Raw genomic sequence first — 21,113 nt, 5'->3', positions numbered from 1 at the left:
AGGAGCAGCGCGTGAGCGGCAAGGGCGCACCAGAACTGAGCGTGAAGAACTGCAGCGACCTGCGGGTCGCGGTCATCGCCGCCCAGTGGCACGAGAAGGTCATGGACGGGCTCGTCGACGGCGCCCTGCGCGCCCTGCACGAGCTCGGCATCGACGAGCCCACCCTGCTGCGCGTGCCGGGCAGTTTCGAGCTTCCGGTCGTCGCCAAGGTCCTCGCCTCGCGCGGCTACGACGCCGTCGTCGCGCTCGGCGTGGTCATCCGCGGCGGTACCCCGCACTTCGAGTACGTGTGCCAGGGCGTCACCCAGGGCCTCACACAGGTGTCGATCGACACCGGCGTGCCCGTCGGCTTCGGCGTGCTGACCTGCGACACCGAGGAGCAGGCGCTCGACCGTGCGGGCGTCGAGGGCTCCAACGAGGACAAGGGCCACGAGGCGGTCACCGCTGCCGTCGCCACGGCGATGACGCTGCGTACCGTCTCCGAGCCCTGGCGCTAGGGCGAGCGCGCGGCCGCGTAGAGTAGGCACCACCATGTCCAAGAAGACGTTCGAGGAGCTCTTCACCGAGCTCCAGCACAAGGCCGCCAACGGCGATCCCGCCACCTCCCGCACCGCCGAGCTGGTCGGCAAGGGTGTCCATGCCATCGGCAAGAAGGTCGTCGAGGAGGCGGCCGAAGTGTGGATGGCCGCCGAGTACGAGGGCAAGGAGGCGGCCGCCGAGGAGATCTCGCAGCTCCTGTACCACGTGCAGGTGATGATGGTCGCCCGCGGTATCTCCCTCGACGACGTCTACGCCTACCTGTAGCCCGCAGACACCCAGCACCAGCAGACCCGCACCCCAGCTCCGTACCGAACGCCCCTTCGCACCAAAGGAATCCGACCTCATGCTGCGCATCGCCGTCCCCAACAAGGGTTCACTGTCCGGCCCTGCGGCGGAGATGCTGCATGAGGCCGGATACCAGCAGCGCAGGGACTCCAAGGAGCTGGTGATCGTCGACCCGGACAACGAGGTCGAGTTCTTCTATCTGCGCCCGCGCGACATCGCGATCTACGTGTCGTCCGGCCGCCTCGACATCGGCATCACCGGCCGTGATCTGCTGATCGACTCCGGCGCCAGCGCCGAGGAGATCCTGCCGCTCGGCTTCGCCCGCTCCACCTTCCGCTACGCCACCAAGCCGGGCACGGCGAAGGGCGTCGAGGACCTGGGCGACATGACGATCGCCACCTCGTACGAGGGAATCGTCGCCAAGCACCTCGCGGACAACGGCGTCGACGCATCGGTGGTCCACCTGGACGGCGCCGTCGAGACCGCCATCGAGCTCGGCGTCGCACAGGTCATCGCCGACGTCGTGGAGACCGGGACGTCGCTGCGCAACGCCGGTCTCACCGTCATCGGTGAGCCGATCATGAAGTCGGAGGCCGTCGTCATCCGCCGCACCGGCGCGGACGCCGACGAGCCGAAGGTCCAGCAGTTCCTGCGCCGCCTCCAGGGCGTCCTCGTCGCACGGACGTACGTGATGATGGACTACGACTGCCGCGCCGAGCACCTGGAGAAGGCCGTCGCCCTCACCCCCGGCCTCGAATCGCCGACCATCTCCCCGCTGCACAACGAGGGCTGGGTCGCTGTCCGCGCCATGGTCCCCGCCAAGGAGGCGCAGCGGATCATGGACGACCTGTACGCACTCGGGGCGCGGGCGATCCTCACGACGGCCATCCACGCCTGCCGCCTCTGAAGGACCCGACAGCCATGACAGAGATGCGGGATGTGCCGGCCACGCCGGATGCGCCTGCCGGGCCCGCCGTGCCCGCGCTGCCCGTCACCTTCCGGCCGTCCCGCACCCGGGCCGTCCTGCTGACCGCAGCGCTCGCGATCTTCGTGGTCCTCACGGTGATCGCGCTGATGCTGCCGAAGCTCGGCCCGGGGGAGCGGCTCAGCTTCGTCCTCACCGCCGCGCTGCTCTCGGGTGTCCTGGTCCTGCTCAGCAGGCCCAAGGTCGTCGCCGACGAGTCCGGCGTCACCGTCGTCAACATCGTCACCCGGCGGCGCCTCGACTGGGCCGAGATCCTGCACGTCAACCTCCGGGTTGGCGACCCCTGGGTGTTCATCGACCTCAGCGACGGCACCAGCCTGCCGGCCCTCGGCATCCAGCCGGGCATCGCCAGGGAGCACGCGATCCGCGACGCCCGCGCCCTGCGGGCACTCGTCGAGACGCGGGCTGTCGGCGACTCGCAGCAGTAGCGACAATTCGGACAAAGCGCCCAAAATGACGCCCTGGTGGGCGTCGGGAACACGTGGCGTGAGGAACATCAGTGCCGACTCGGGGGGTTCACCCTGACGTACCGGGGCGTGTCTTGATTAATCTGTTGACGGGGTGTGCTGCATGCCGCCCTGCCCCTCCGCCGGCCGCCCGGCCCGCGTGGGGGCTCCTGCTATCCGAGGAGTGACCCTCTCCGGCGATGGACGGTTCGTCCTGTAGTACCTGCGCCGCCCCCTCCCGACCCCCCGCGGACCCCGTCCGCGTCGGTCCGGAGGCGGTGGCATGACCATCCCCCTGCTGCTCCTTGCGGCGGCCTTCCTCCTGATTCTCGCCAACGGATTCTTCGTCGCGGCCGAGTTCGGCCTCGTCACCGTGGAGCGGCCGGACGCCGAGCAGGCAGCGGCCGCCGGCGACCGACGGGCCCACAGCGTCGTGAACGCCCTCCGGGAGCTCTCCTTCCAGCTCTCCGGCACCCAGCTCGGCATCACCATCACCTCACTGGTGGTCGGCATGCTCGCCGAACCGGCCCTGGCGGAGCTCCTCTCCGGACCGTTCACGGCCCTCGGCGTGCCCGAGAGTGCCGTCTCCGGCGTTTCCGTGGTCGTCGGCATGCTGCTGGCCTCCGCCGTGCAGATGGTGATCGGCGAACTCGTACCGAAGAACTGGGCGGTTTCACGGCCCCTGCAGGTCGCGCGGTTCGTCGCCGGCCCGCAGCACGTCTTCTCGCGGCTGTTCAGGCCGGTCATCGCCGGGCTGAACGCGGTGGCCAACCGGCTCGTGCGCGCCCTGGGCGTCGAGCCCGCCGACGAACTGGCCTCCGCCCGCACCCCCGACGAACTGGTCTCCCTCGCCCGGCACTCCGCACAGGCAGGCGCGCTCGAACAGGACACCGCCGACCTCTTCGTACGCACGCTCTCCCTCGCCGACCTGACCGCCCAGCACGTGATGACGCCCCGCGTGAAGGTCAGCGCGCTGCAGTCCTCCGCGACCGCCGAGGATGTGGTCAACCTCACCCGTGCCACGGGCCTGTCCCGCTTCCCGGTCTACCGCGAGCGGATCGACGAGATCATCGGCATGGTGCACCTCAAGGACGCCCTCGCCGTGCCGTCCGCCGACCGGCGGCGCACGCCCGTGGTCAGCATCGCGCAGGCACCGCTGCTCGTCCCCGAGACCCTGCCCGTGCAGCCCCTCCTGGAGCGGCTGCGCAGCGAGCAGCCGATAGCCATAGTGGTCGACGAGTACGGCGGCACGGCCGGCGTCGTCACGCTCGAGGACATCATCGAGGAGCTCGTCGGCGAGGTGCGCGACGAGCACGACGGACACGACCTGCCCGAACTCGCCGCGGCCCCGCCCGAGGACGGCCGCCCCGCCTGGGACGCCGACGGCAGCTGCCGCGTCGACACCCTGCAGCGCATAGGACTCGACGTCCCCGAGGGCCCGTACGAGACCGTCGCCGGACTCGTCGCCGATCTGCTCGGCCGGATCCCCGTACCCGGTGACCGCACCGAGCTCCCCGGCTGGCGGCTGTCGGTGCGGCAGGTCGGCCACTACCGCGCCGAGCGCGTCCGCATCGTCAGGACCGGGGACCCCGAGTCCGTCGCGGACGCCGAGTCCGTCGCGGCCGCGGGGGCGGAGGCCGCCCGATGAGCCTGCTCCAACTCCTGTTCGCCCTCCTGCTCGTGCTCGCCAACGGCTTCTTCGTAGGCGCCGAGTTCGCGCTGGTCTCCGTACGCCGGAGCCAGATCGAGCCCCTGGAGTCCACACGGGCCCGCCAGGTCCTCTACGGCCTGGAGAATCTGCCGCAGATGATGGCGGCCGCCCAGTTCGGCATCACCATCTGCTCGCTGACGCTGGGCGCGGTCGCCGAGCCGACCGTGGCACATCTGCTCGAACCGGCCTTCGAGACGATCCATCTGCCAGAGGGCATGATCCACCCCCTCGGCTACGTCATCGCGCTCGCCGTGGTCGTCTTCCTGCACCTCGTCATCGGCGAGATGGTCCCGAAGAACCTCGCCATGGCGGCCCCCGAGAAGACCGCGCTGTGGCTGAGCCCCGGCCTGGTCGCCTTCGCTCGGCTGTGCGGGCCGGTCACCGTGGGCCTCGGCGCCTGCGCCCGGCTCGTCCTCAAGCTCTTCCGGGTCGAGCCCAGGGACGAGGTCGAGGCCGTTTTCACCAGCGTGCAGCTGGGCCGGCTCGTGGAGGACGCCGGCCAGGCGGGCCTGCTCGACCCCGAGGAGCAGGAGCGCCTGGAGGACGCCCTGGAGCTGGGCTCTCGCCCGGTGACGGACGTTCTGCTGGACCGCGCCTCGCTGGTGACCGTGGGCCCGTCGGTCACCCCCGGCCAGGTCGTCGCACTCACCGCCTCCACCGGCTACTCCCGTTTCCCGGTGGTCGCGGAGGGGGGCGCCTTCATGGGCTACCTCCATGTGAAGGACGTACTCGATCTGGAGGACAGCGACCGGGCCGTGCCGCAGCAGATCTGGCGGCCCATGACGACACTCCGTGCGGAGCTGCCGCTCGACGACGCCCTGACCGTGATGCGGCGCGCCGCGACGCATCTGGCGCAGGTCGCCGACGCGTCGGGGCGTGTGCTGGGGCTTGTGGCGCTCGAGGACGTACTGGAGTTGCTCGTCGGCGAGGTGCGGGATCCGGCGCACAGAGCGGTCGCCGAGGCGGCGCCCGCGCCCCGGGTCACGGAGCCGCGGACGGGGGCTCCGGAGGGGGCGCTGGCGGGCTGACGTAGGCCGTCGGTCGGTTTGTGGGCAGGCGTTCCGGTGGGAGTCCCCCCAGGCCTTTAAGGCACTGGGGGAGGAACGGGTGGGCACAGACCGACCGATGGCCCGCAGACTCACACCCCTGTCGGGCCGCCCGGACCGCGGCCCGACAGAACCTCCCCGTACGCCTGCATAAGATCCGGCAGCCGCAGCGTCGCCAGGTCGTCGCGGGTAGGCGTCGCCGCGTACCCCGACAGCCGCAGATCCCGGTACGCGCAGCTCTTCTCGTAGAGCGTGCGCAGAAAGCGGCCGTTGCCGAGCTCGTCGATCCAGCCCTGATCGACGACGTGTCCGCTGATGGAGCGCAGCTCCTCCAGCGCCTCCTCGTCCCACACGTCGCCGTTCTCGGCAGCAAGGACCTCACCGATGGAGGTCAGTTCGAGCGGGCGGTACGACGGGAAGTCGACGCGGGTGGTGAAGCGGGAGCTCAGCCCTGGGTTGGCGGCGAGCAGGCGGTCCATGCCCTCGGGGTAGCCCGCGAGTATGACGACGAGATGGTCGCGGTTGTCCTCGGCCCGCTTGAGGAGCACCTGCAGGGCCTCGTCGCCGTACGCGTCGCCCTTGCCGTAGCCCGAGTTGGACAGGGCGTACGCCTCGTCGACGAAGAGGACGCCGCCGATCGCCGAGTCGATCAGCTCGTTGGCCTTCACGGCGGTCTGGCCCAGGTACTCGCCGACCAGATCGGCGCGTTGGGCCTCGACCAGATGGTCACCGCCGAGCAGCCCGAGCGCGTAGAAGACCCTGCCTAAGATGCGGGCCACCGTGGTCTTGCCGGTGCCCGAGGGGCCCGAGAAGACGAAGTGCCGTTTCGGAGGCTGGACCGGCAAGCCCTTACCGGCACGCAGCCGCGCCATGTTCAACTGGGCCGACAACGCCTTCACCTGGCGCTTCACCGGCTCGAGACCCACCATGCGCTCCAGCTCGGCGAGCGCTTCCTCGAGCAGCGCGGAGTCGGCGGGTCCGGTCGGCAGCTGCGGTGGCCCGGGCTGCACCGGCACCACCGCCTTCTCGCGCACCGCGTCGGTGTCCTGCACCGTGGACGGGGCCGACGGCACCGCCCCGGCTGGCGGCGGCAGATCGGGTTCGCTCACCTTGAGGTCGCGGCCCTCCCCACCGATGAACGAATCGGTGCCTTCGGGTCCGTCCACGGTGTCCTGTCCGAGGCCGGTCAGGGTGATCGACGCGAGGTCGGCGGCCTCGTCGTAGCCGTCCCCCTCCGCGATGGCCGCGAGCCGCGCCGAGGTGTCCATGAAGGCGGGGTCGACCCGGTGCACCGCCCGGTACAGCGGGAGCGCCGCCGCGCTGCGCCCCGTGCCCTCGTGCGCCCGCGCCAGCCAGTAGCGCAGCTCCTTGCGCTGCGGCTGCTCGCTGCGGCAGCGCATCAGCGCGGAGGACAGCAGCGGTTCGGCCTGGGCGTACGTCTCGAGCCGGACCCGCGCCATGCCCGCGAACAGGCCCGCCTCGATGCCCAGGATGGGGTCGTCGATCAGCGGGTCGGTGTGCCGGACCAGTTGCTCCCAGTCCTTGACCAGATAGGCGCGGCACGCGTGCAGGAAGCGCACCTGCGGATCGGCGTCGACCGGCGGCAGCCCGGCCAGGGCCCGGTCCAGTTCGGGCACATGGCGGCCGTCCAGCCAGTGCGAGGCGTGCGCCAGCAGCAGGTCGCGCGGCGACTCCAGGACGGGCTGCACCCACCAGCCCAGCCAGTACCAGGAGTTCAGTGCCCGGCGGTGCCTGGCGCGCTGTTCGCCGAAGCGGTCGCGGTGCCGGAACATCCGCAGCAGCGCCGTCGTCGTGTCGATGCGCAGCGCGTGCAGTCCGAGCCAGCTGTCGGCCATGCCCGGGTCCATCCGTACGGCGTCCCGGAACTCCTCCTCCGCCTGCGGATACGCGCCCATCGTGTAGGCATCGACCCCGCGCAGCCAGGCGAGGTCCGCCGGGCCCGGTGACCCCTGCGTACCGAAGTCCATCACGTCCCCCACATACCGTGCCCCCGTGGTGCCGCCGGGCCGTTGCCCGCCGACAGCCCTCGTCGAACCGCATTGCCGTGGACGGGAGTTGACCCGGTGCGATGAGCAGCCGTCCGAAGGTCGCACCGAGAGGCATCGTACCTGCGGGGGATCGCGGGCCGAAGGGTGGCGCAACGGAGGATCGGGCAGGTGGGAGCAGAGAGGGCGCACACCAGAACGGTGACCGAGGGTGATCGAATCACGGCTCGGCGCAGGCGCCGAAGGGTGAAGAGGGCAGAACGAAGCCCCCGATCACGGGGGAACAACCGGGGGCTTCGCGTCTGTGGGGCGGCCTCGGAAGGCCGCACATTGAGAACGTAAGTCCTGTACGACGTGTCGGTCAAGCCGAGTTGAGGACACTCTCGGAAACTCGTGGAAGCGGCTTTCGGCGGCTTCAGCGCACCGCAGACGGGCCATCACGAAGCGTTACGGCGCGGGTGGATTCCGCGGTCGCAGCAGGTCCCGGCAGCACCTTGTATCCCTCAGGGCACTGTCGTACCAGAAGGTCGGCGAAGGGCCGGGACGGGTCCTCGGCGAAGTGCTTCCGCTCGGCGGCGACCCATCCTGCCCAGAACTCACTCTGCTCCGGACCGTCCCGGCGGCGGCCCCTGTCCCATGACTCGTCCGCCGGGTGCTCCATCCACAGCAGAAGTGCCAGCATCGGCCGCAGCGCCCGGCGGCCCACGCCGACGCCCTCGACCAGGACCACCGGAGCGGGCTCCAGGGGGAGTGCGGCTCCGAAGCGGCGGGCGTGCCAGTCGTAGGGGAGGTAGCGCGCGGTCTCGCCCCTCGACAGCGGCTCGATCACCTGCTCGCCGAGCCGCTCCGTCCAGCTGAACAGCTCCTCGTGCGTCGCGATGTCGTCGAGACGGAGCACCGGGGCTCCGCCCAGCGCCTGGGACAGCCGCACGGCGAACGTGGACTTGCCGGACCCCGCGTGCCCGTCCACCCCGACCAGCCGGACCGGACCACACGAAGGGGGTAGCCCCTGAAGGGTCCGGGCGAGTCGGAGAAGCGGCGTTTGCATGGTCATCGCCTCAAGCGTCTCTGATTGGCTTAGTGATCCCCAGTGTTGCTCAGAGATGTGAGCCAATCGCCTTCGTGCCCTGGTACTGAACGGCAGGAGCCGTCAGCCCGCGTGGCACGTCCCTCCGGACGCTGGTCGGCCAAGCCGCATGACCCGACCGAGGAGGGCGCCCGACGTCGCCTGGGCGCCGGGCGTGCGAGTGACACTCTGCCATGGGATTGCTACGGATAGCCAATCCGATTGGTGAGCTACTGGCCGCCCCGCGCCGGAATGTTCAGAGGTCAAGGCCAATATTGGTGGGCGTGGCGGCCTCCGATGTGCTGGCAGAACACGCTTGGCACCGGCCATAGTTGGGCCACTGTCGTGAACCTGACCTACCTCTTCCGGATCCGACGCCACTGGGGGAATCCCGTCCATGACCAGATCCCACCCGATGTCCCGCAGGACCGTGCTCACCGCCGCGATCGCCGCCGCGGCGGCCGGCGGCACCGGCAGTGCGTCCGCCGCCACCGCCGACGTGTCCGCCTTCGCCGGGGGCACCCAGGCCACCGCCGCCACGTCCCTGGTCGACAACCGCGCCTGGACCTCGTACACGGACTGGCGCAGCGGCACATCCGCAGGCAGTCGAGTGGTCGCCGGGGCACGCCCCGGCGTGGTGATCGGCCGGCCCGCGGGCACCATCGACTACACCGACCCCCACACCGGGCAGACCGCGACCTGGGAGTACGCCGAGTGGACCTCGCCCGTCCACCGTCTCTCCGTGCCCTCGACCGAGGCCATCGCCTCCTGGAACGCGCACACGCCCGCCGGCACCTGGCTCCAGGTCGAACTGAAGGGCACCTACACCGACGGCACGGACACCCCCTGGTACGTGATGGGGCGCTGGGCCTCCGGTGACCAGGACATCAAGCGCACCTCGGTCGACGACCAGGGCGACGGCAAGAGCAGCATCTGGACGGACACCTTCGCGATCGACGACCCGGCGTCCGGGCTCCGCCTCGTCTCGTACCGGCTGCGCCTCACGCTCTACCGCACGCCCGGCAGCAAGGCCACGCCCACGGTGTGGCGACTTGGCGCGATGGGCTCCGACATCCCGGACCGCTTCACCGTCCCCGCCTCGACGCCCGGGTCGGCCAGGGAGCTGATCGTTCCGCGGTACTCGCAGAGCATTCACGCCGGTCAGTACCCCGAGTACGACAACGGCGGCGAGGCCTGGTGCAGCCCCACCTCCTCGCAGATGATCATCGAATACTGGGGCCGGAAGCCGACGGCCGAGGACCTCGCCTGGGTCGACCCCTCCTACGCCGACCCGCAGGTGTGCCACGCGGCGCGATTCACGTACGACTACCAGTACGAGGGCTGCGGCAACTGGCCGTTCAACGCGGCCTACGCGGCGACGTACAAGGACCTGCAGGGCGTCGTCACCCGGCTCGGCTCGCTGACCGACCTGGAGACGCTGATCGGCGCGGGGATCCCGGCGATCACCTCGCAGTCGTTCCTGAAGGAGGAGCTCACGGGGGCCGGTTACGGCACGTCGGGGCATCTGATGACGGTGATCGGCTTCACCGCCGACGGCGACGTGATCGCCAACGATCCGGCGTCGCCGAGCGACGAGGCGGTACGGCGCGTCTACGACAGGCGCGAGTGGGAAAATATCTGGCTGAGGGCGAAGCGGTACAACTCCACCGGCAAGGTGGTCTCCGGTACCGGCGGCGTCTGCTACCTGTACTTCCCGGCCCGGCCGACCCCGCAGCAGGTGAGGGCGCTGGCCGCGGTGGGCGTGCGCTGAGCCCTCCGTGGTGCGTGCCCTGGCGCGTGACCGATGTCTCGCCCGTAAGGCGCCCTGAGGAGGACTTTTCGGTGGCAAGGTGGACAGATCACCGGGGGGATGTCCACTGCCGTACGACGTCAAGCGAGCTGCCATGACCTCGACCTCCGCCACCGCCGGCCGCACCCGTACCCGCACCCGCACGGGCGGTCCCGACGACGGACCCGGCATCCTGGAGCACATCCTGGGCTGGGTCCTGGTCGTGGTCCTCGCGATGTTCGTCACGCAGGCCGGACTCCTGTGATCGGACTCATGTGACCGGGCTGCTGTGACCGGGCTCAAGTGACCGCACTCGTGTGGTCGGGCCCCTGCGGCGACCGGAGCGTCGCGTCACTGGTTCGGACCAATTCGAGGTCCTCCGAGCGAGATCCACTCACCCCGTGACGCGTTGCCTCCGATCGGGCATACTCAACGCGCCGCAGCCGCTGATCAGCCCGTTCCGCGACCCGGGAGGGCAGCATCGGCTGAGGCGTGCTGAGTTTTCCGGGGCTGGTGACCCGCGGCTGCCGCCGATGGGCCCGGACCCCGTCGGCGGCGCCGCCACACCCCGTGCGCGCGTCCGCCGCAGTGCCCGACAGGGAGGAGAGCGTCGCCATGAACGACCGCGCCCCGCAGCCGGTGGACCGTCAACTGCCCACGGACGAGGCCCGGGACCTGTTCTCGCTCGTACGTGATCTCGTACAGCGCGAGATCGCCCCGAAGGCGGCCGAGGAGGAGGACGCCGGGCGCTTTCCGCGCGAGGTCTTCACCCTCCTCTCCGAAACCGGACTGCTCGGACTGCCCTACGACTCCGAGTACGGCGGCGGTGACCAGCCGTACGAGGTCTATCTCCAGGTCCTCGAGGAGTTCGCCGCCGCGCGCCTGACCGTCGGCCTCGGCGTCAGCGTCCACTCCCTCTCCTGCCACGCGCTCGCGGGCTACGGCTCCAAGGAGCAGCAGGCCGAGCACCTGCCCGCCATGCTCGGCGGCGGCCTGCTCGGCGCGTACTGCCTGTCCGAGCCCGCCTCCGGTTCCGATGCGGCGTCCCTGCGTACGAAGGCCGTGCGGGACGGTGGCAACTGGGTGCTCACCGGTACGAAGGCCTGGACCACCCATGGTGGTGTCGCCGACTTCTACACGGTGTTCGCCCGCACCGGCGGCGAGGGCAGGCACGGCATCACGGCGTTCCTGGTGCCCGGGGACGCCGAGGGCCTGAGCGCCGCGGCACCCGAGAAGAAGATGGGCATGAAGGGCTCGCCCACCGCTCAGCTGCACTTCGACGGCGTACGTGTGCCGGACACCCGCCGCATCGGTGAGGAGAACCAGGGCTTCGCGATCGCCCTGTCCGCACTCGACTCCGGGCGGCTCGGCATCGCGGCCTGTGCGATCGGCGTGGCCCAGGCGGCGCTGGACGCGGCCCTGGCGTACGCCACCGAGCGCCGGCAGTTCGGCCGGCCGATCGCCGACTTCCAGGGGCTGCGGTTCATGCTGGCCGACATGGCCACGCAGATCGAGGCCGGCCGGGCCCTCTACCTCGCGGCGGCCCGCCTGCGCGATTCGGGCAAGCCGTTCTCCAAGCAGGCCGCGATGGCGAAGCTGCTGTGCACCGACACCGCGATGAAGGTCACCACCGATGCCGTCCAGGTGCTCGGAGGCTATGGCTACACCGCTGACTTCCCCGTCGAGCGCTACATGCGTGAGGCGAAGGTGCTGCAGATCGTGGAGGGCACCAACCAGATCCAGCGGATGGTCATCGCCCGTCACCTCGCGGGACCCGAGTCCCGCTGAACTGTCCCGCCCTGACCAGGGGCGCCGCGAGCCGTACCCACTCCGGGTCGTGGCGCCCCGGCAGCGTCTTGCCGCGGTTGGCCCACGAGGTCATCAAGGCGCGGTAGATCGGCGGGTCCGGAAGCTGGGGCGGACGGGGAACCGATTCTGCTGGAACAGGGAGAGCGGGGACCAGGAGGCGGCGACGGCGGCCTGTCGCATGCGGAGGGGTCATGCCTGGTGCAACGCCCGGGAGGGGGGACAGGTCACCGGTACGAGGAATCGACTCTGCGTTCAGGTCATGCCCGCGATGCCGGGCCTCCCGGTCCGGCTGGCGGCCTCCGCTCGCGCGGCTCCGGACGCACTGATCCTGCACCACGGCAGTGTCTTCGCGATGGTGCAGGACAGCTACTGGGGCCGATCGGCTACACAGACTGATCAGATCAGCTATTGGGGCGGATCGGGGGGCGACCGGGGTTACCGGACCGCGGGGTGGCGGCTACGCAGCAGAGCGGCGGATCGCCGGGATCCGGATCGGGCGCGAGCCCGGGCCGCCAACGTGCGAGAACGGCTGCTTTCGCCAGTCCAGCCCCTGAGGGAGCGTCAGCAGCAAGCCGGTGTCCTGCTCCTGGGCCTCCAGCGACTCGTCCGCGGGCCGTGCGTCGGACGCCCAGCGGCCCGTGCCGGGGCAGACCGTGAGCCCGAACGGGTTCCACGGAGACGCGCACAGTGCATGCTCGGGCAGGACGTCCTCGTCCGCCAGGAGGGCGATCGGCTGGGCGCAGTCCGGGCAGATCACCCGGTACATCTCCAGAGTGTCGTAGGTGTCGAGATCGTCCTCGACCGGTTCGACGCCCTCCGGTGCGGGCTCGATGACCGGCTGCTGCCTGCCGCGGGCAGGGCGACCGGGACGCTTAAGACTCTGCATGAACTCCCCCTCGGGTGGGCCGACAAGGCGCTGCGGCCTGGACCACAGCAAGCACTTCCCGCCTGGTCGTACGGGTAATCACGCCCAACCCGCAGACACGGTCGCAGTCCTGTGGTGTTCGTCACATGCCAGTTGCAGATGCCGAAACCTCGAACGCCGAGGGGGGCATTGGTGGCCGGAAGACCGGAAACCGGGGGAAAACGGGGGATGGTCCAGTGGCCGGGCCATCCTCCACATAGCCGCGCATGTATCCCGGAGGATCATGCGCACTGTAGCTTTTGCGCCATGGAGGAGCTGGACCGTCAGATTGTGCAGCTGCTCGTCAAGGACGGGCGGATGAGCTACACCGACCTGGGCAAGGCCACGGGTCTGTCCACGTCGGCCGTGCACCAGCGGGTGCGCCGGCTGGAGCAGCGTGGCGTCATCCGCGGCTATGCCGCGGTCGTCGACCCCGAGGCCGTCGGGCTGCCGCTCACGGCCTTCATCTCGGTGAAGCCGTTCGACCCCAGTGCGCCGGACGACATCGCGGACCGGCTCGCCGGCGTCTCGGAGATCGAGGCCTGCCACAGCGTCGCCGGCGACGAGAACTACATCCTCAAGGTGCGGGTAGCCACCCCGCTCGAACTGGAAAACCTCCTCACCCGCATCCGCTCCCTAGCCGGCGTCTCAACCCGCACGACGGTGGTCCTCTCCACCCCGTACGAGGCAAGACCCCCCAAGGTCTGACCGGCGAGCGCGCCACCGTTGTGGGCAATCGTTCCGCAGGGCGGGGGGCACCTCCCAGCGGTAGCTGGGGGAGGGTGGGCGCAACCCACGACGTACGGCGCCCCGACGTGCAACCCGAGTAAGGCGGCAGGGGCCCAGGGGGAGAAACTGTCCCCATGAGTGAAAGCCCCCTCAGTCGCAGAGACCATCGCACCGTGCTGCTGCGCCGCGGCGACATCCACACCCCCGCCGACCCCTTCGCCACCGCGATGGTCGTCGAACGCGGACACGTCGCCTGGGTCGGCTCCGAGGGGGCCGCCGACGCCTTCGCGGACGGCGTCGACGAGGTGATCGACCTCGACGGCGCCCTGGTCACCCCGGCGTTCACCGACGCCCACGTCCACACGACGGCGACCGGGCTCACCCTCACCGGCCTGGACTTGACCGGCGCCCGGAGCCTCGACGAGGCCCTCGCACTCGTACGCGGGCATGCCGCCGCACGTCCCCACGACCGGGTCCTCCTCGGCCACGGCTGGGACGCCGCCCGCTGGCCGGGCGGGCGCGCACCGTCCCGCGTCGAGCTCGACGAGGCGACCGGTGGCCGCCCGCTCTACCTCTCCCGTATCGACGTCCACTCCGCGGTCGTCAGCACGGCGCTGCTCGACCTCGTGCCAGGCATCGCTGAGCGCGCCGGATACCAGACCGACGGGCCGCTCACCCGCGACGCCCACCACGCCGTGCGCGCCGCCGCCCAGGCCGCCGTCACCCCCGAGCAGCGCACGGAGGCCCAGCGCGCCACCCTGCGGCACGCCGCCTCGCTCGGCATCGGCTCCGTGCACGAGTGCGCGGGTCCCGACATCTCCAGTGAGGACGACTTCACCGGGCTGCTGCGGTTGGCCGCGGAGGAGCTCGGGCCGCGCGTCGTGGGCTACTGGGGCGAGCAGATCGCGGACGCCCGGGGCGCCGAGAAGATCAGGGATCTGGGCGCGATCGGCGCCGCGGGCGACCTGTTCGTCGACGGTGCCCTCGGCTCGCACACCGCGTGCCTGCACGACCAGTACGCCGACGCCACGCACACCGGGGCCGCGTACCTGGACACCGCGGCGGTCGCCGACCATGTCATCGCCTGTACCGAGGCGGGACTGCAGGCGGGCTTCCACGCCATCGGCGACGCCGCCGTCACCGCGGTCGTCGAGGGCGTGCGCGCCGCCGCCGACAAGGTCGGCCTCGACCGTATTCGCGCCGCCCGGCACCGCGTGGAGCACGCCGAGATGCTGACCCCGGAGACCATCGCGGCCTTCGCCGAACTCGGCCTCACCGCCTCTGTCCAGCCGGCCTTCGACGCGTTGTGGGGCGGCGAGGACGGGATGTACGCCCAGCGCCTCGGCGCCGCACGCGCGCGTACCCTCAATCCGTTCGCGGCCCTGCTGCGTGCCGGCGTCCCGCTGGCCTTCGGCTCCGACAGCCCCGTCACGCCACTCGACCCGTGGGGCACGGTCCGCGCCGCGGCCTTCCACCGCACGCCCGAGCACCGCGTCTCGGTGCGCGCCGCGTTCACCGCTCATACGCGCGGCGGCTGGCGAGCCATCGGCCGGGACGACGCGGGGATCCTGGTGCCCGGCGCGCCCGCGGACTACGCCGTGTGGCGCACCGGCGACCTCGTCGTACAGGCGCCCGACGACCGCGTCGCACGCTGGTCCACCGACCCCCGCTCCGGCACCCCTGGCCTGCCGGATCTCTCCCCGGACGCCGAACTGCCCGTCTGCCTGCGCACAGTGGTGTTCGGGCAGACGGTCTTCGTACGGCCGGACGAGTGATGTACCGGGGAGGCGCGCAGTCGATCTTGGCCCGCGATTCCGTTGCGCTACCTGCGTATCCTCGGCACTGACCTGCCGATTCGGGGAATCCTCGCAGGTCGAACGGCTGTTGACAGAGAGCCGCGGTCGGCCGGTAGGTTCGGCCGGGTCCACCACTGGACGTCCGACGGGGAACCTCCACGCAGTCGTCGATCGCGGCTGGGTCATGGGGTGGTGTGCCGCACCGGCGCACCACCACTGGGAGCCAGTCCCAGCACCCGCGCCTCGGGGGCGAGGGAACGTTCCTGCCGGATGGGGGTCCCTCCCTGCTCCCCAAGAGCCTGGGGGACGGTGCGACCCGGGTGGGGCCCGGATGCTCAGTAGACAACGGCTTTCGGTAGATCCGCAGCCAGCGGGTCCCAGGTCGGCCCGAAGGGCGCCGGGCCCCGATCCGCAGCGGTCCCTGCCGACCGCGCGGACACCCGCTCGGCCTCCCGCTTCGTCTTGCCGTTCTCTTGCCTGATTCTTGTCGTATCGACACCCCCACAAGGGCCTGCTGGCCACGACGGCGCAGGCAGCGGCCACTATGGTGGTGCCCTGCGCACGGACGTGAAGGGGCAGCAGTGAACGACGGTGATGAGAGCGTACGGGCGGCAGCCCGGGGGCGGCAGTTCGGTCCGCTCGGCACGGCCTTGGTGATCATCCCGACGTACAACGAGGCCGAGAACATCAAGTCGATCGTCGACCGTGTGCGGGCCGCCGTGCCCGACGCGCACATCCTCGTCGCCGATGACAACAGCCCCGACGGAACCGGCGAACTCGCCGACGAGATCGCAGCCGGTGACGACCACGTCCAGGTGCTGCACCGCAGGGGCAAGGAAGGCCTCGGCGCGGCCTACCTCGCGGGCTTCCGCTGGGGTCTCGAGCACGGCTACGGCGTACTGATCGAGATGGACGCCGACGGCTCGCACCAGCCCGAGGAACTGCCCCGGCTGCTCACCGCGCTCAAGGGCGCCGACCTGGTGCTCGGTTCCCGCTGGGTGCCCGGCGGCCGCGTCGTGAACTGGCCTCGCTCCCGCGAGATGCTCTCCCGCGGCGGCAGCACCTACTCGCGGCTGCTGCTCGGCGTCCCGATCCGGGACGTCACCGGCGGCTATCGCGCCTTCCGCCGCGAGACCCTCGAGGGCCTCGGTCTTCGCGAGGTCGCCTCACAGGGCTACTGCTTCCAGGTCGACCTGGCACGCCGTGCGGTCAAGGCGGGTTACCACGTCGTCGAGGTGCCCATCACCTTCGTCGAGCGCGAGCACGGGGACTCCAAGATGAGCCGGGACATCGTCGCCGAGGCGCTGTGGCGGGTCACGGCGTGGGGCGTGGAGGAGCGGGTCGGCCGCCTGCTGGGCCGAAAGCGCGCCTGAGTCCCCACCATGCCCCGATGCCGGGGCTGTCGTTCCGGCTGGCCGGCCGCTTACGCGGGTCTGAGCCCGGCACCGGCACACTGGGGGAATGATGACTGGCACGACGCCTCCCACGAACCCCGCCCGGCCCCGGCGCTCCCGGCCGCGTTCCTATCTGCCGCTCGCCATCGCCGCGTGGCTGGTACTGGAGATCTGGCTGCTGACCGTCGTGGCGGACGCGGCAGGCGGGTTCACCGTCTTCCTGCTGCTGATCGCCGGGATCGTGCTGGGCTCCGTGCTCATCAAGCGAGCCGGGCGCCGGGCCTTCCGGCGTCTGAGCGAGGCGCTGCAGCAACAGCAGACGGCCGCGGTCCCGGCAGGGGACCGGCGCGGCAGCGGCAATGCGCTGACGATGCTCGGCGGGCTGCTGCTGATCATGCCGGGTCTGATCTCCGACGCCCTGGGTCTGCTCTGCCTGCTGCCGCCGGTCCAGAAGGTGCTGAGCCGGTACGCGGAGCGGACGTTCGAGCGGCGGCTGCAGGCTGCCACTCCCGGCAGTCTGGGAGACGCCTTCCAGCAGGCTCGTATACGCCGGCCCGACGGCAAGGTCGTCCAGGGCGAGGTCATCCGCGACGACGCACCGCCCGCCTCGCACCCGGACGCGGGCCCGCGTCCGCCCCTGACGCCCTGACCGCGGATGTAACTGCAGCCCGGCCCGACGGCAGGGCTCCCAGCGGTGGGCCTCACGGCCCGGCAGATCAGACGGTGGGCCCCGCGGCCAGGCTGTCGGCCCCACAGCCGGGCAGACCAGGCGGTCTCCCCACGGCCGGGCAGACCAGGCGGTCAGCCCCGCGGCCAGGCAGGCCAGACGGTCGTTCCCACAGCCGGGGCAGGTCAGGCGGTCGTTCCCACGGCCGGGCAGGCCAGGTGGTCTCCCCGCAGCCGGGCAGACCAGGCGGTCGGCCCCACGGCCAGGTAGCAGGCAGTAAGCAGCCGCGGCTGCCACACCGACGTGTGGCAGCCGCGGCTGTGTGCCTTCGGCGGTCGCCCGACCCTCGGGTCAGGCGGACTTGCGGCTGTCCCGCGGGTGCACGGCGATGTTCATGGCGCCGGAGCGAAGAACGGCCAGCCGCTCCTCGAGAACCTCTTCCAGCTCCTCGCGAGTGCGCCGCTCCATCAGCATGTCCCAGTGCGTACGCGCAGGCTTCGCCTTCTTCTCCTCAGGGCCGTCGCCATCCACCAGGAGTGCCGGGGTCCCACAGACCTTGCACTCCCACTCCGGCGGGATCTCCGCCTCAACCGAGAAGGGCATCTCGAAGCGGTGCCCCTTCTCGCATGCGTACTCCACGGCCTGGCGCGGGGCCAGGTCGATGCCGCGGTCCGTCTCGTAGCTGGTCACCACGAGGCGCGTGCCGCGAAGAGCTCGCTCACTCATGAATCGTGCCTCCCGGGCTTGTCGCCCACAGGACAGGTGTCGCTGTCGTCGTCATCCGGTCAACGTCCGGTCGGCGGTAAAGATTCCCGTTCTGGGTCATGCGTCGCCGTCGTAGCCGCCCCTTTTTGTACCCACCGACGCCCGGTTTGTCACATCTGACAGCAGATGTCACCCAGCGCTTATAGAGCTTTGGCGCGCAGTAACGGTCCGCCAGGCAGGCCAAACGCGTACACTACCGCCCTTTGCCCTCCGGTGTTAAATCCGTTCGGGAACGGGATTGCCCGCATCTTGGATGGCGCGCCGCACGGGAACCCGTGCGAGCAGCACGAAACCGAGCACGAAGAAGAGCACCAGCGAGATGATCGCGGACCGATAACTCCCGGTCAGCTGGTATGTGAGCCCGAAGAGCAGAGGGCCGAGCCACGACATCCCGCGGTCGCTCATCTCGTACGCGGAGAAGTACTCGGCTTCCTTTCCGCTCGGCACCAGATGTGAGAAAAGCGACCGTGACAGCGCCTGGCTGCCGCCCAGCACCAGCCCGATGCCCGCGGCGAGCACGAAGAACCACGCGGGCGTGCGCGCGGGCAGGAAGTACCCGGCCCCGATGGTGAGCGTCCAGGCGATCAGCGAACCGAGGATCGTCCGCTTGGCGCCGTACCGCTGGGCTAGCCGGCCCATCCCGAGCGCGCCCGCCACGGCCAGCACCTGCACCAGCAGCACCGCGACGATCAGGGTCGACTGACCGAGCCGGAGCTCCTCGGAGCCGTAGACCGACGCCTGCGAGATCACGGTCTGGATGCCGTCGTTGTAGACGAGATAGGCCAGAAGGAAGGCGAGCGTGTGGGGATGGCGGCGCATGTGGCGTACGGTCGCGGCCAGCTGGCGCCAGCCGTGGGCGGAAGCCTCGGCGGCCGGCGTCCGGCGGTCGCGCAGCCGCCGCAGCGGGACCAGCGTGAAGGCGCCCCACCACACGCCCGCCGAGGCAAGACAGATGCGTACCGCGGTTCCCTCGGACACCCCGAAGCTGTCGTGGGCCGTGAAGAGCACCAGATTGGCGACCAGGACGAGGGCACCCGAGGCGTAGCCGAAGGCCCAGCCGCGCGATGACACGGCGTCGCGCTCCTCGGGGGCGGCGATCTGCGGCAGATACGAGTTGTAGAGCACCATCGAGACCGCCAGCGACGCGTTGGCGACGATCAGCAGCACACCGCCGAGCAGATAGCGGTCGCCGGACAGGAAGAACATGCCCGCTGTCGCTGCCGCGCCCAGGTAGGCGGCGGCCGCGAGCAGTGGCTTCTTGCGGCCCGTACGGTCGGCTGCCGCACCCGCCAGCGGCATCAGGAGGATCGACAGGATCACGGACGCGGACACGGAGTACGCGAAGAAGGATCCGGCGCGGACCGGGATGCCCAGCGGGTACACGAAACCGTCCGCGTCCGCGGCGGACTTGGCGACCTCGGTGAGATAGGGGCCGAGGAACACCGTCAGCACGCTCGTCGAGTAGACGGAGCACGCCCAGTCGTAGACGTACCAGCCGCGCTGTTCGCGCCGCCGGGCGGCCTTCTCGTCGCCGCCGTCGGCCGCCGTCCGCACGGCGCCGGTTCCCGGTCCTGTCCCCACCCGCGGCCTCGCTTCGCCCTCGGTCTCCCCTACGCGGACGCGCGCGGCGTGCCGTCAGACCCAGATCCCGCGGTCCTTCATCACGTCGCGCAGCGTCTCGATGTGATCGGTCATGATGCCATCCACACTCAGGTCGAGGAGCGCGTGCATCCGCTCGGCCTCGTTGACCGTCCAGACGTGGACCTGCAGCCCACGCGCGTGGCACTCGCGCACGAAGCGGTGGTCGACGACGCGGACGCCGGACTGGGTCTCGGGAACCTGGGCGCACACCCCGGAGCGGCGCACCGCGGCCGGGACGCCGATCGACCGCAGGCGCAGCCCCAGCACACCCCGAGTGCCGTACGACGTCGCGAGGCGCGGGCCCGCGAGGCGCTGCGCCCGGGCCACCCGCGCCTCGGAGAACGAGCCGACGCAGATGCGGTCCCACGCGCGCGTGCGCTCGATCAGGTCCATCAGCGGGAGCAGCGCGGGCTCCGCCTTCATGTCGACGTTCCAGCGCACGTCGGGGAAGGTCTCGAGGAGTTCCTCGAAGAGGGGAACGGGTTCGGTGCCCGCCACGCGCGCGTGCTGCACCTCGCTCCACGGAAGGTCCGCGATACGGCCGGCCGCATCCGTCACCCGGTCCAGCGTGGCGTCGTGGAAGGCCACGAGCCTGCCGTCGGAGCTCGCGTGGACATCGGTCTCGATGTAGCGGTAGCCCAACTCGACCGCGTGCCGGAAGGCGGCCGCGGTGTTCTCCAGGCCGCCGGCCGCTCCGCCGCGGTGGGCGAAGGCTATGGGCCCCGGATGGTCGAGGTAGGGGTGGCGTATGGCGGTGGTCACGGATGGAGTATCGCTCCATTCGGTGGCGAACCGGCAACGACTGTGCTGCCCGCGGATGCCGTGGGGACGGCGAAGACGCGCAGGAACACCTGGGCTAGAGGGCCGATCGCGAGCGCGTACAGCACCGTTCCTATGCCGACCGTGCCGCCGAGGACGAAGCCGGTCGCCACGACCGCCACCTCGATGGCCGTGCGGACCAGGCGGATCGACCGGCCGGTACGCCGGTGCAGGCCCGTCATCAGGCCGTCCCGCGGGCCCGGGCCGAACTTCGCCGCGATGTAGAGGCCGGTCGCGACTCCGTTGAGCACGATCCCGCCCACGAGCAGCGGGATCCGTACCGCCAGGCTGTGTGCGTCGGGGACCAGCGCGAGGGTGCCGTCCATCGCGATGCCGATCACGAACACGTTCGACACGGTGCCGAGGCCCGGGCGCTGCCGCAGCGGAATCCAGAGCAGCAGCACCGCTGCGCCCACGATGATCGACACGACGCCGATCGTCAGCCCCGTCAGCTCGGCGAGGCCCTGGTGCAGCACGCCCCATGGTTCCAGTCCCAGACCCGACTCCACGAGGAGCGCTGAACTCACGCCGTACAGCGCGAGACCGACGTAGAGCTGGAGCAGCCTTCGTGTGAGGTGCCTCTTCGGCGCGAGATGCGCTGTCGGCGCGGGGCCGGTCGGCCCGGGCCTTTCGGGCGTATCGGAGCTCTCGGAGCTCGCGCGTACGGACGGCGTGGACAAGAGATGCCCCCCTGGTGGTAGTAGTGGACTGGTTC

At 70.8% G+C, this 21,113-nt stretch carries 20 protein-coding genes; 13 read left to right on the top strand and 7 right to left on the bottom strand.

From position 1 onward, the window contains the following. Positions 1 to 11: 11 nt before the first annotated feature. From ribH to ABT009_RS04955, 6 genes are all read left to right on the top strand, one after another. Positions 12 to 497, top strand: a complete 486-nt coding sequence (ribH, locus tag ABT009_RS04980; RefSeq protein WP_351289666.1) for a 6,7-dimethyl-8-ribityllumazine synthase — start codon at positions 12 to 14, stop codon at positions 495 to 497. Between the two features lie 34 nt (positions 498 to 531). After that, on the top strand, positions 532 to 804 hold the full coding sequence (locus tag ABT009_RS04975; RefSeq protein WP_351289664.1) for a phosphoribosyl-ATP diphosphatase: 273 nt from the start codon (positions 532 to 534) through the stop codon (positions 802 to 804). Positions 805 to 883: 79 nt separating this feature from the next. After that, the gene (hisG, locus tag ABT009_RS04970) at positions 884 to 1,732 is read left to right on the top strand and encodes an ATP phosphoribosyltransferase (RefSeq protein WP_351289662.1); all 849 of its coding nucleotides are present in this window, start codon (positions 884 to 886) and stop codon (positions 1,730 to 1,732) included. A 14-nt stretch (positions 1,733 to 1,746) separates the two neighbouring features. Next, complete coding sequence (locus tag ABT009_RS04965) at positions 1,747 to 2,238, top strand: PH domain-containing protein (protein WP_502989819.1); 492 nt, start codon at positions 1,747 to 1,749, stop codon at positions 2,236 to 2,238. A gap of 301 nt (positions 2,239 to 2,539) precedes the next feature. Continuing rightward, on the top strand, positions 2,540 to 3,904 hold the full coding sequence (locus tag ABT009_RS04960) for a hemolysin family protein (protein WP_351289660.1): 1,365 nt from the start codon (positions 2,540 to 2,542) through the stop codon (positions 3,902 to 3,904). Then, a complete protein-coding gene (locus tag ABT009_RS04955) occupies positions 3,901 to 4,995 on the top strand; it encodes a hemolysin family protein (protein WP_351289658.1) in 1,095 nt (364 codons plus the stop codon). The genes ABT009_RS04960 and ABT009_RS04955 overlap by 4 nt, the downstream gene beginning before the upstream one ends. Before the next feature lie 110 nt (positions 4,996 to 5,105). On the opposite strand, the gene ABT009_RS04950 is transcribed toward ABT009_RS04955, so the two are convergent. Together ABT009_RS04950 and ABT009_RS04945 are read right to left on the bottom strand one after the other, a co-directional pair. Next, positions 5,106 to 7,001 carry an AAA family ATPase gene (locus ABT009_RS04950; protein ID WP_351289657.1) on the bottom strand — a complete coding sequence of 632 codons (1,896 nt, stop codon included), beginning with the start codon at positions 6,999 to 7,001 and terminating at the stop codon, positions 5,106 to 5,108. Between the two features lie 433 nt (positions 7,002 to 7,434). Further along, entirely contained in the window at positions 7,435 to 8,073 is a 639-nt protein-coding gene (locus tag ABT009_RS04945) for a uridine kinase family protein (protein ID WP_351289655.1), read from the bottom strand. 409 nt (positions 8,074 to 8,482) lie between these two features. On the opposite strand from ABT009_RS04945, the gene ABT009_RS04940 reads away from it, so the two are divergent. The 3 genes from ABT009_RS04940 to ABT009_RS04930 all read left to right on the top strand — a co-directional run bounded on the left by ABT009_RS04940 (position 8,483) and on the right by ABT009_RS04930 (position 11,662). Further along, positions 8,483 to 9,856 carry a C39 family peptidase gene (locus ABT009_RS04940; protein WP_351289653.1) on the top strand — a complete coding sequence of 458 codons (1,374 nt, stop codon included), beginning with the start codon at positions 8,483 to 8,485 and terminating at the stop codon, positions 9,854 to 9,856. A gap of 133 nt (positions 9,857 to 9,989) precedes the next feature. Continuing rightward, positions 9,990 to 10,139, top strand: coding sequence for an SCO1431 family membrane protein (locus ABT009_RS04935; protein ID WP_351289651.1), 150 nt, complete (start codon positions 9,990 to 9,992; stop codon positions 10,137 to 10,139). Positions 10,140 to 10,489: 350 nt separating this feature from the next. Further along, on the top strand, positions 10,490 to 11,662 hold the full coding sequence (locus ABT009_RS04930; protein WP_351289649.1) for an acyl-CoA dehydrogenase family protein: 1,173 nt from the start codon (positions 10,490 to 10,492) through the stop codon (positions 11,660 to 11,662). Positions 11,663 to 12,140: 478 nt separating this feature from the next. On the opposite strand, the gene ABT009_RS04925 is transcribed toward ABT009_RS04930, so the two are convergent. Beyond that, on the bottom strand, positions 12,141 to 12,569 hold the full coding sequence (locus ABT009_RS04925; RefSeq protein ID WP_351289647.1) for a hypothetical protein: 429 nt from the start codon (positions 12,567 to 12,569) through the stop codon (positions 12,141 to 12,143). Positions 12,570 to 12,854: 285 nt separating this feature from the next. Between ABT009_RS04925 and ABT009_RS04920 the strand changes: the two genes are divergently transcribed. The 4 genes from ABT009_RS04920 to fxsA all read left to right on the top strand — a co-directional run bounded on the left by ABT009_RS04920 (position 12,855) and on the right by fxsA (position 17,155). Next, positions 12,855 to 13,295 carry an Lrp/AsnC family transcriptional regulator gene (locus ABT009_RS04920; protein WP_351289645.1) on the top strand — a complete coding sequence of 147 codons (441 nt, stop codon included), beginning with the start codon at positions 12,855 to 12,857 and terminating at the stop codon, positions 13,293 to 13,295. A gap of 155 nt (positions 13,296 to 13,450) precedes the next feature. Continuing rightward, positions 13,451 to 15,091 carry an amidohydrolase gene (locus ABT009_RS04915; RefSeq protein ID WP_351289643.1) on the top strand — a complete coding sequence of 547 codons (1,641 nt, stop codon included), beginning with the start codon at positions 13,451 to 13,453 and terminating at the stop codon, positions 15,089 to 15,091. A gap of 602 nt (positions 15,092 to 15,693) precedes the next feature. Beyond that, entirely contained in the window at positions 15,694 to 16,485 is a 792-nt protein-coding gene (locus tag ABT009_RS04910) for a polyprenol monophosphomannose synthase (protein ID WP_351289641.1), read from the top strand. 88 nt (positions 16,486 to 16,573) lie between these two features. Continuing rightward, on the top strand, positions 16,574 to 17,155 hold the full coding sequence (fxsA, locus tag ABT009_RS04905; RefSeq protein WP_351289639.1) for an FxsA family membrane protein: 582 nt from the start codon (positions 16,574 to 16,576) through the stop codon (positions 17,153 to 17,155). A 369-nt stretch (positions 17,156 to 17,524) separates the two neighbouring features. Here the strand turns inward: fxsA and ABT009_RS04900 are convergent, their stop codons facing one another. From ABT009_RS04900 to yczE, 4 genes are all read right to left on the bottom strand, one after another. Continuing rightward, positions 17,525 to 17,899 (bottom strand): RNA polymerase-binding protein RbpA, encoded by a 375-nt coding sequence (locus ABT009_RS04900; RefSeq protein ID WP_351289637.1) that lies wholly within the window; start codon positions 17,897 to 17,899, stop codon positions 17,525 to 17,527. A gap of 255 nt (positions 17,900 to 18,154) precedes the next feature. Beyond that, positions 18,155 to 19,492 (bottom strand): MFS transporter, encoded by a 1,338-nt coding sequence (locus ABT009_RS04895; RefSeq protein WP_351289635.1) that lies wholly within the window; start codon positions 19,490 to 19,492, stop codon positions 18,155 to 18,157. 81 nt (positions 19,493 to 19,573) lie between these two features. After that, the gene (locus ABT009_RS04890) at positions 19,574 to 20,341 is read right to left on the bottom strand and encodes a glycerophosphodiester phosphodiesterase family protein (protein WP_351289633.1); all 768 of its coding nucleotides are present in this window, start codon (positions 20,339 to 20,341) and stop codon (positions 19,574 to 19,576) included. Continuing rightward, positions 20,338 to 20,961 (bottom strand): membrane protein YczE, encoded by a 624-nt coding sequence (yczE, locus tag ABT009_RS04885; RefSeq protein WP_351290406.1) that lies wholly within the window; start codon positions 20,959 to 20,961, stop codon positions 20,338 to 20,340. The genes ABT009_RS04890 and yczE overlap by 4 nt, the downstream gene beginning before the upstream one ends. Between the last annotated feature and the right edge of the window lie 152 nt (positions 20,962 to 21,113).

The sequence above is a fragment of the Streptomyces sp. NPDC002896 genome (genome assembly GCF_040295225.1).
GTDB lineage: Bacteria > Actinomycetota > Actinomycetes > Streptomycetales > Streptomycetaceae > Streptomyces.
This window is presented reverse-complemented; position numbering and strand designations above follow the sequence as displayed.

What these genes read in the sequence shown, in the direction of transcription:
- ABT009_RS04925 (WP_351289647.1), bottom strand. Translation starts at nt 12,569, where the DNA reads ATGCAGAGTCTTAAGCGTCCCGGTCGCCCTGCCCGCGGCAGGCAGCAG.
- ABT009_RS04965 (WP_502989819.1), top strand. Translation starts at nt 1,747, where the DNA reads ATGACAGAGATGCGGGATGTGCCGGCCACGCCGGATGCGCCTGCCGGG.
- ABT009_RS04935 (WP_351289651.1), top strand. Translation starts at nt 9,990, where the DNA reads ATGACCTCGACCTCCGCCACCGCCGGCCGCACCCGTACCCGCACCCGC.
- ABT009_RS04930 (WP_351289649.1), top strand. Translation starts at nt 10,490, where the DNA reads ATGAACGACCGCGCCCCGCAGCCGGTGGACCGTCAACTGCCCACGGAC.
- hisG (WP_351289662.1), top strand. Translation starts at nt 884, where the DNA reads ATGCTGCGCATCGCCGTCCCCAACAAGGGTTCACTGTCCGGCCCTGCG.
- ABT009_RS04960 (WP_351289660.1), top strand. Translation starts at nt 2,540, where the DNA reads ATGACCATCCCCCTGCTGCTCCTTGCGGCGGCCTTCCTCCTGATTCTC.
- ABT009_RS04975 (WP_351289664.1), top strand. Translation starts at nt 532, where the DNA reads ATGTCCAAGAAGACGTTCGAGGAGCTCTTCACCGAGCTCCAGCACAAG.
- ABT009_RS04955 (WP_351289658.1), top strand. Translation starts at nt 3,901, where the DNA reads ATGAGCCTGCTCCAACTCCTGTTCGCCCTCCTGCTCGTGCTCGCCAAC.
- ABT009_RS04900 (WP_351289637.1), bottom strand. Translation starts at nt 17,899, where the DNA reads ATGAGTGAGCGAGCTCTTCGCGGCACGCGCCTCGTGGTGACCAGCTAC.
- ABT009_RS04945 (WP_351289655.1), bottom strand. Translation starts at nt 8,073, where the DNA reads ATGACCATGCAAACGCCGCTTCTCCGACTCGCCCGGACCCTTCAGGGG.
- ABT009_RS04950 (WP_351289657.1), bottom strand. Translation starts at nt 7,001, where the DNA reads ATGGACTTCGGTACGCAGGGGTCACCGGGCCCGGCGGACCTCGCCTGG.
- ABT009_RS04940 (WP_351289653.1), top strand. Translation starts at nt 8,483, where the DNA reads ATGACCAGATCCCACCCGATGTCCCGCAGGACCGTGCTCACCGCCGCG.
- ABT009_RS04915 (WP_351289643.1), top strand. Translation starts at nt 13,451, where the DNA reads ATGAGTGAAAGCCCCCTCAGTCGCAGAGACCATCGCACCGTGCTGCTG.
- fxsA (WP_351289639.1), top strand. Translation starts at nt 16,574, where the DNA reads ATGATGACTGGCACGACGCCTCCCACGAACCCCGCCCGGCCCCGGCGC.
- ABT009_RS04920 (WP_351289645.1), top strand. Translation starts at nt 12,855, where the DNA reads ATGGAGGAGCTGGACCGTCAGATTGTGCAGCTGCTCGTCAAGGACGGG.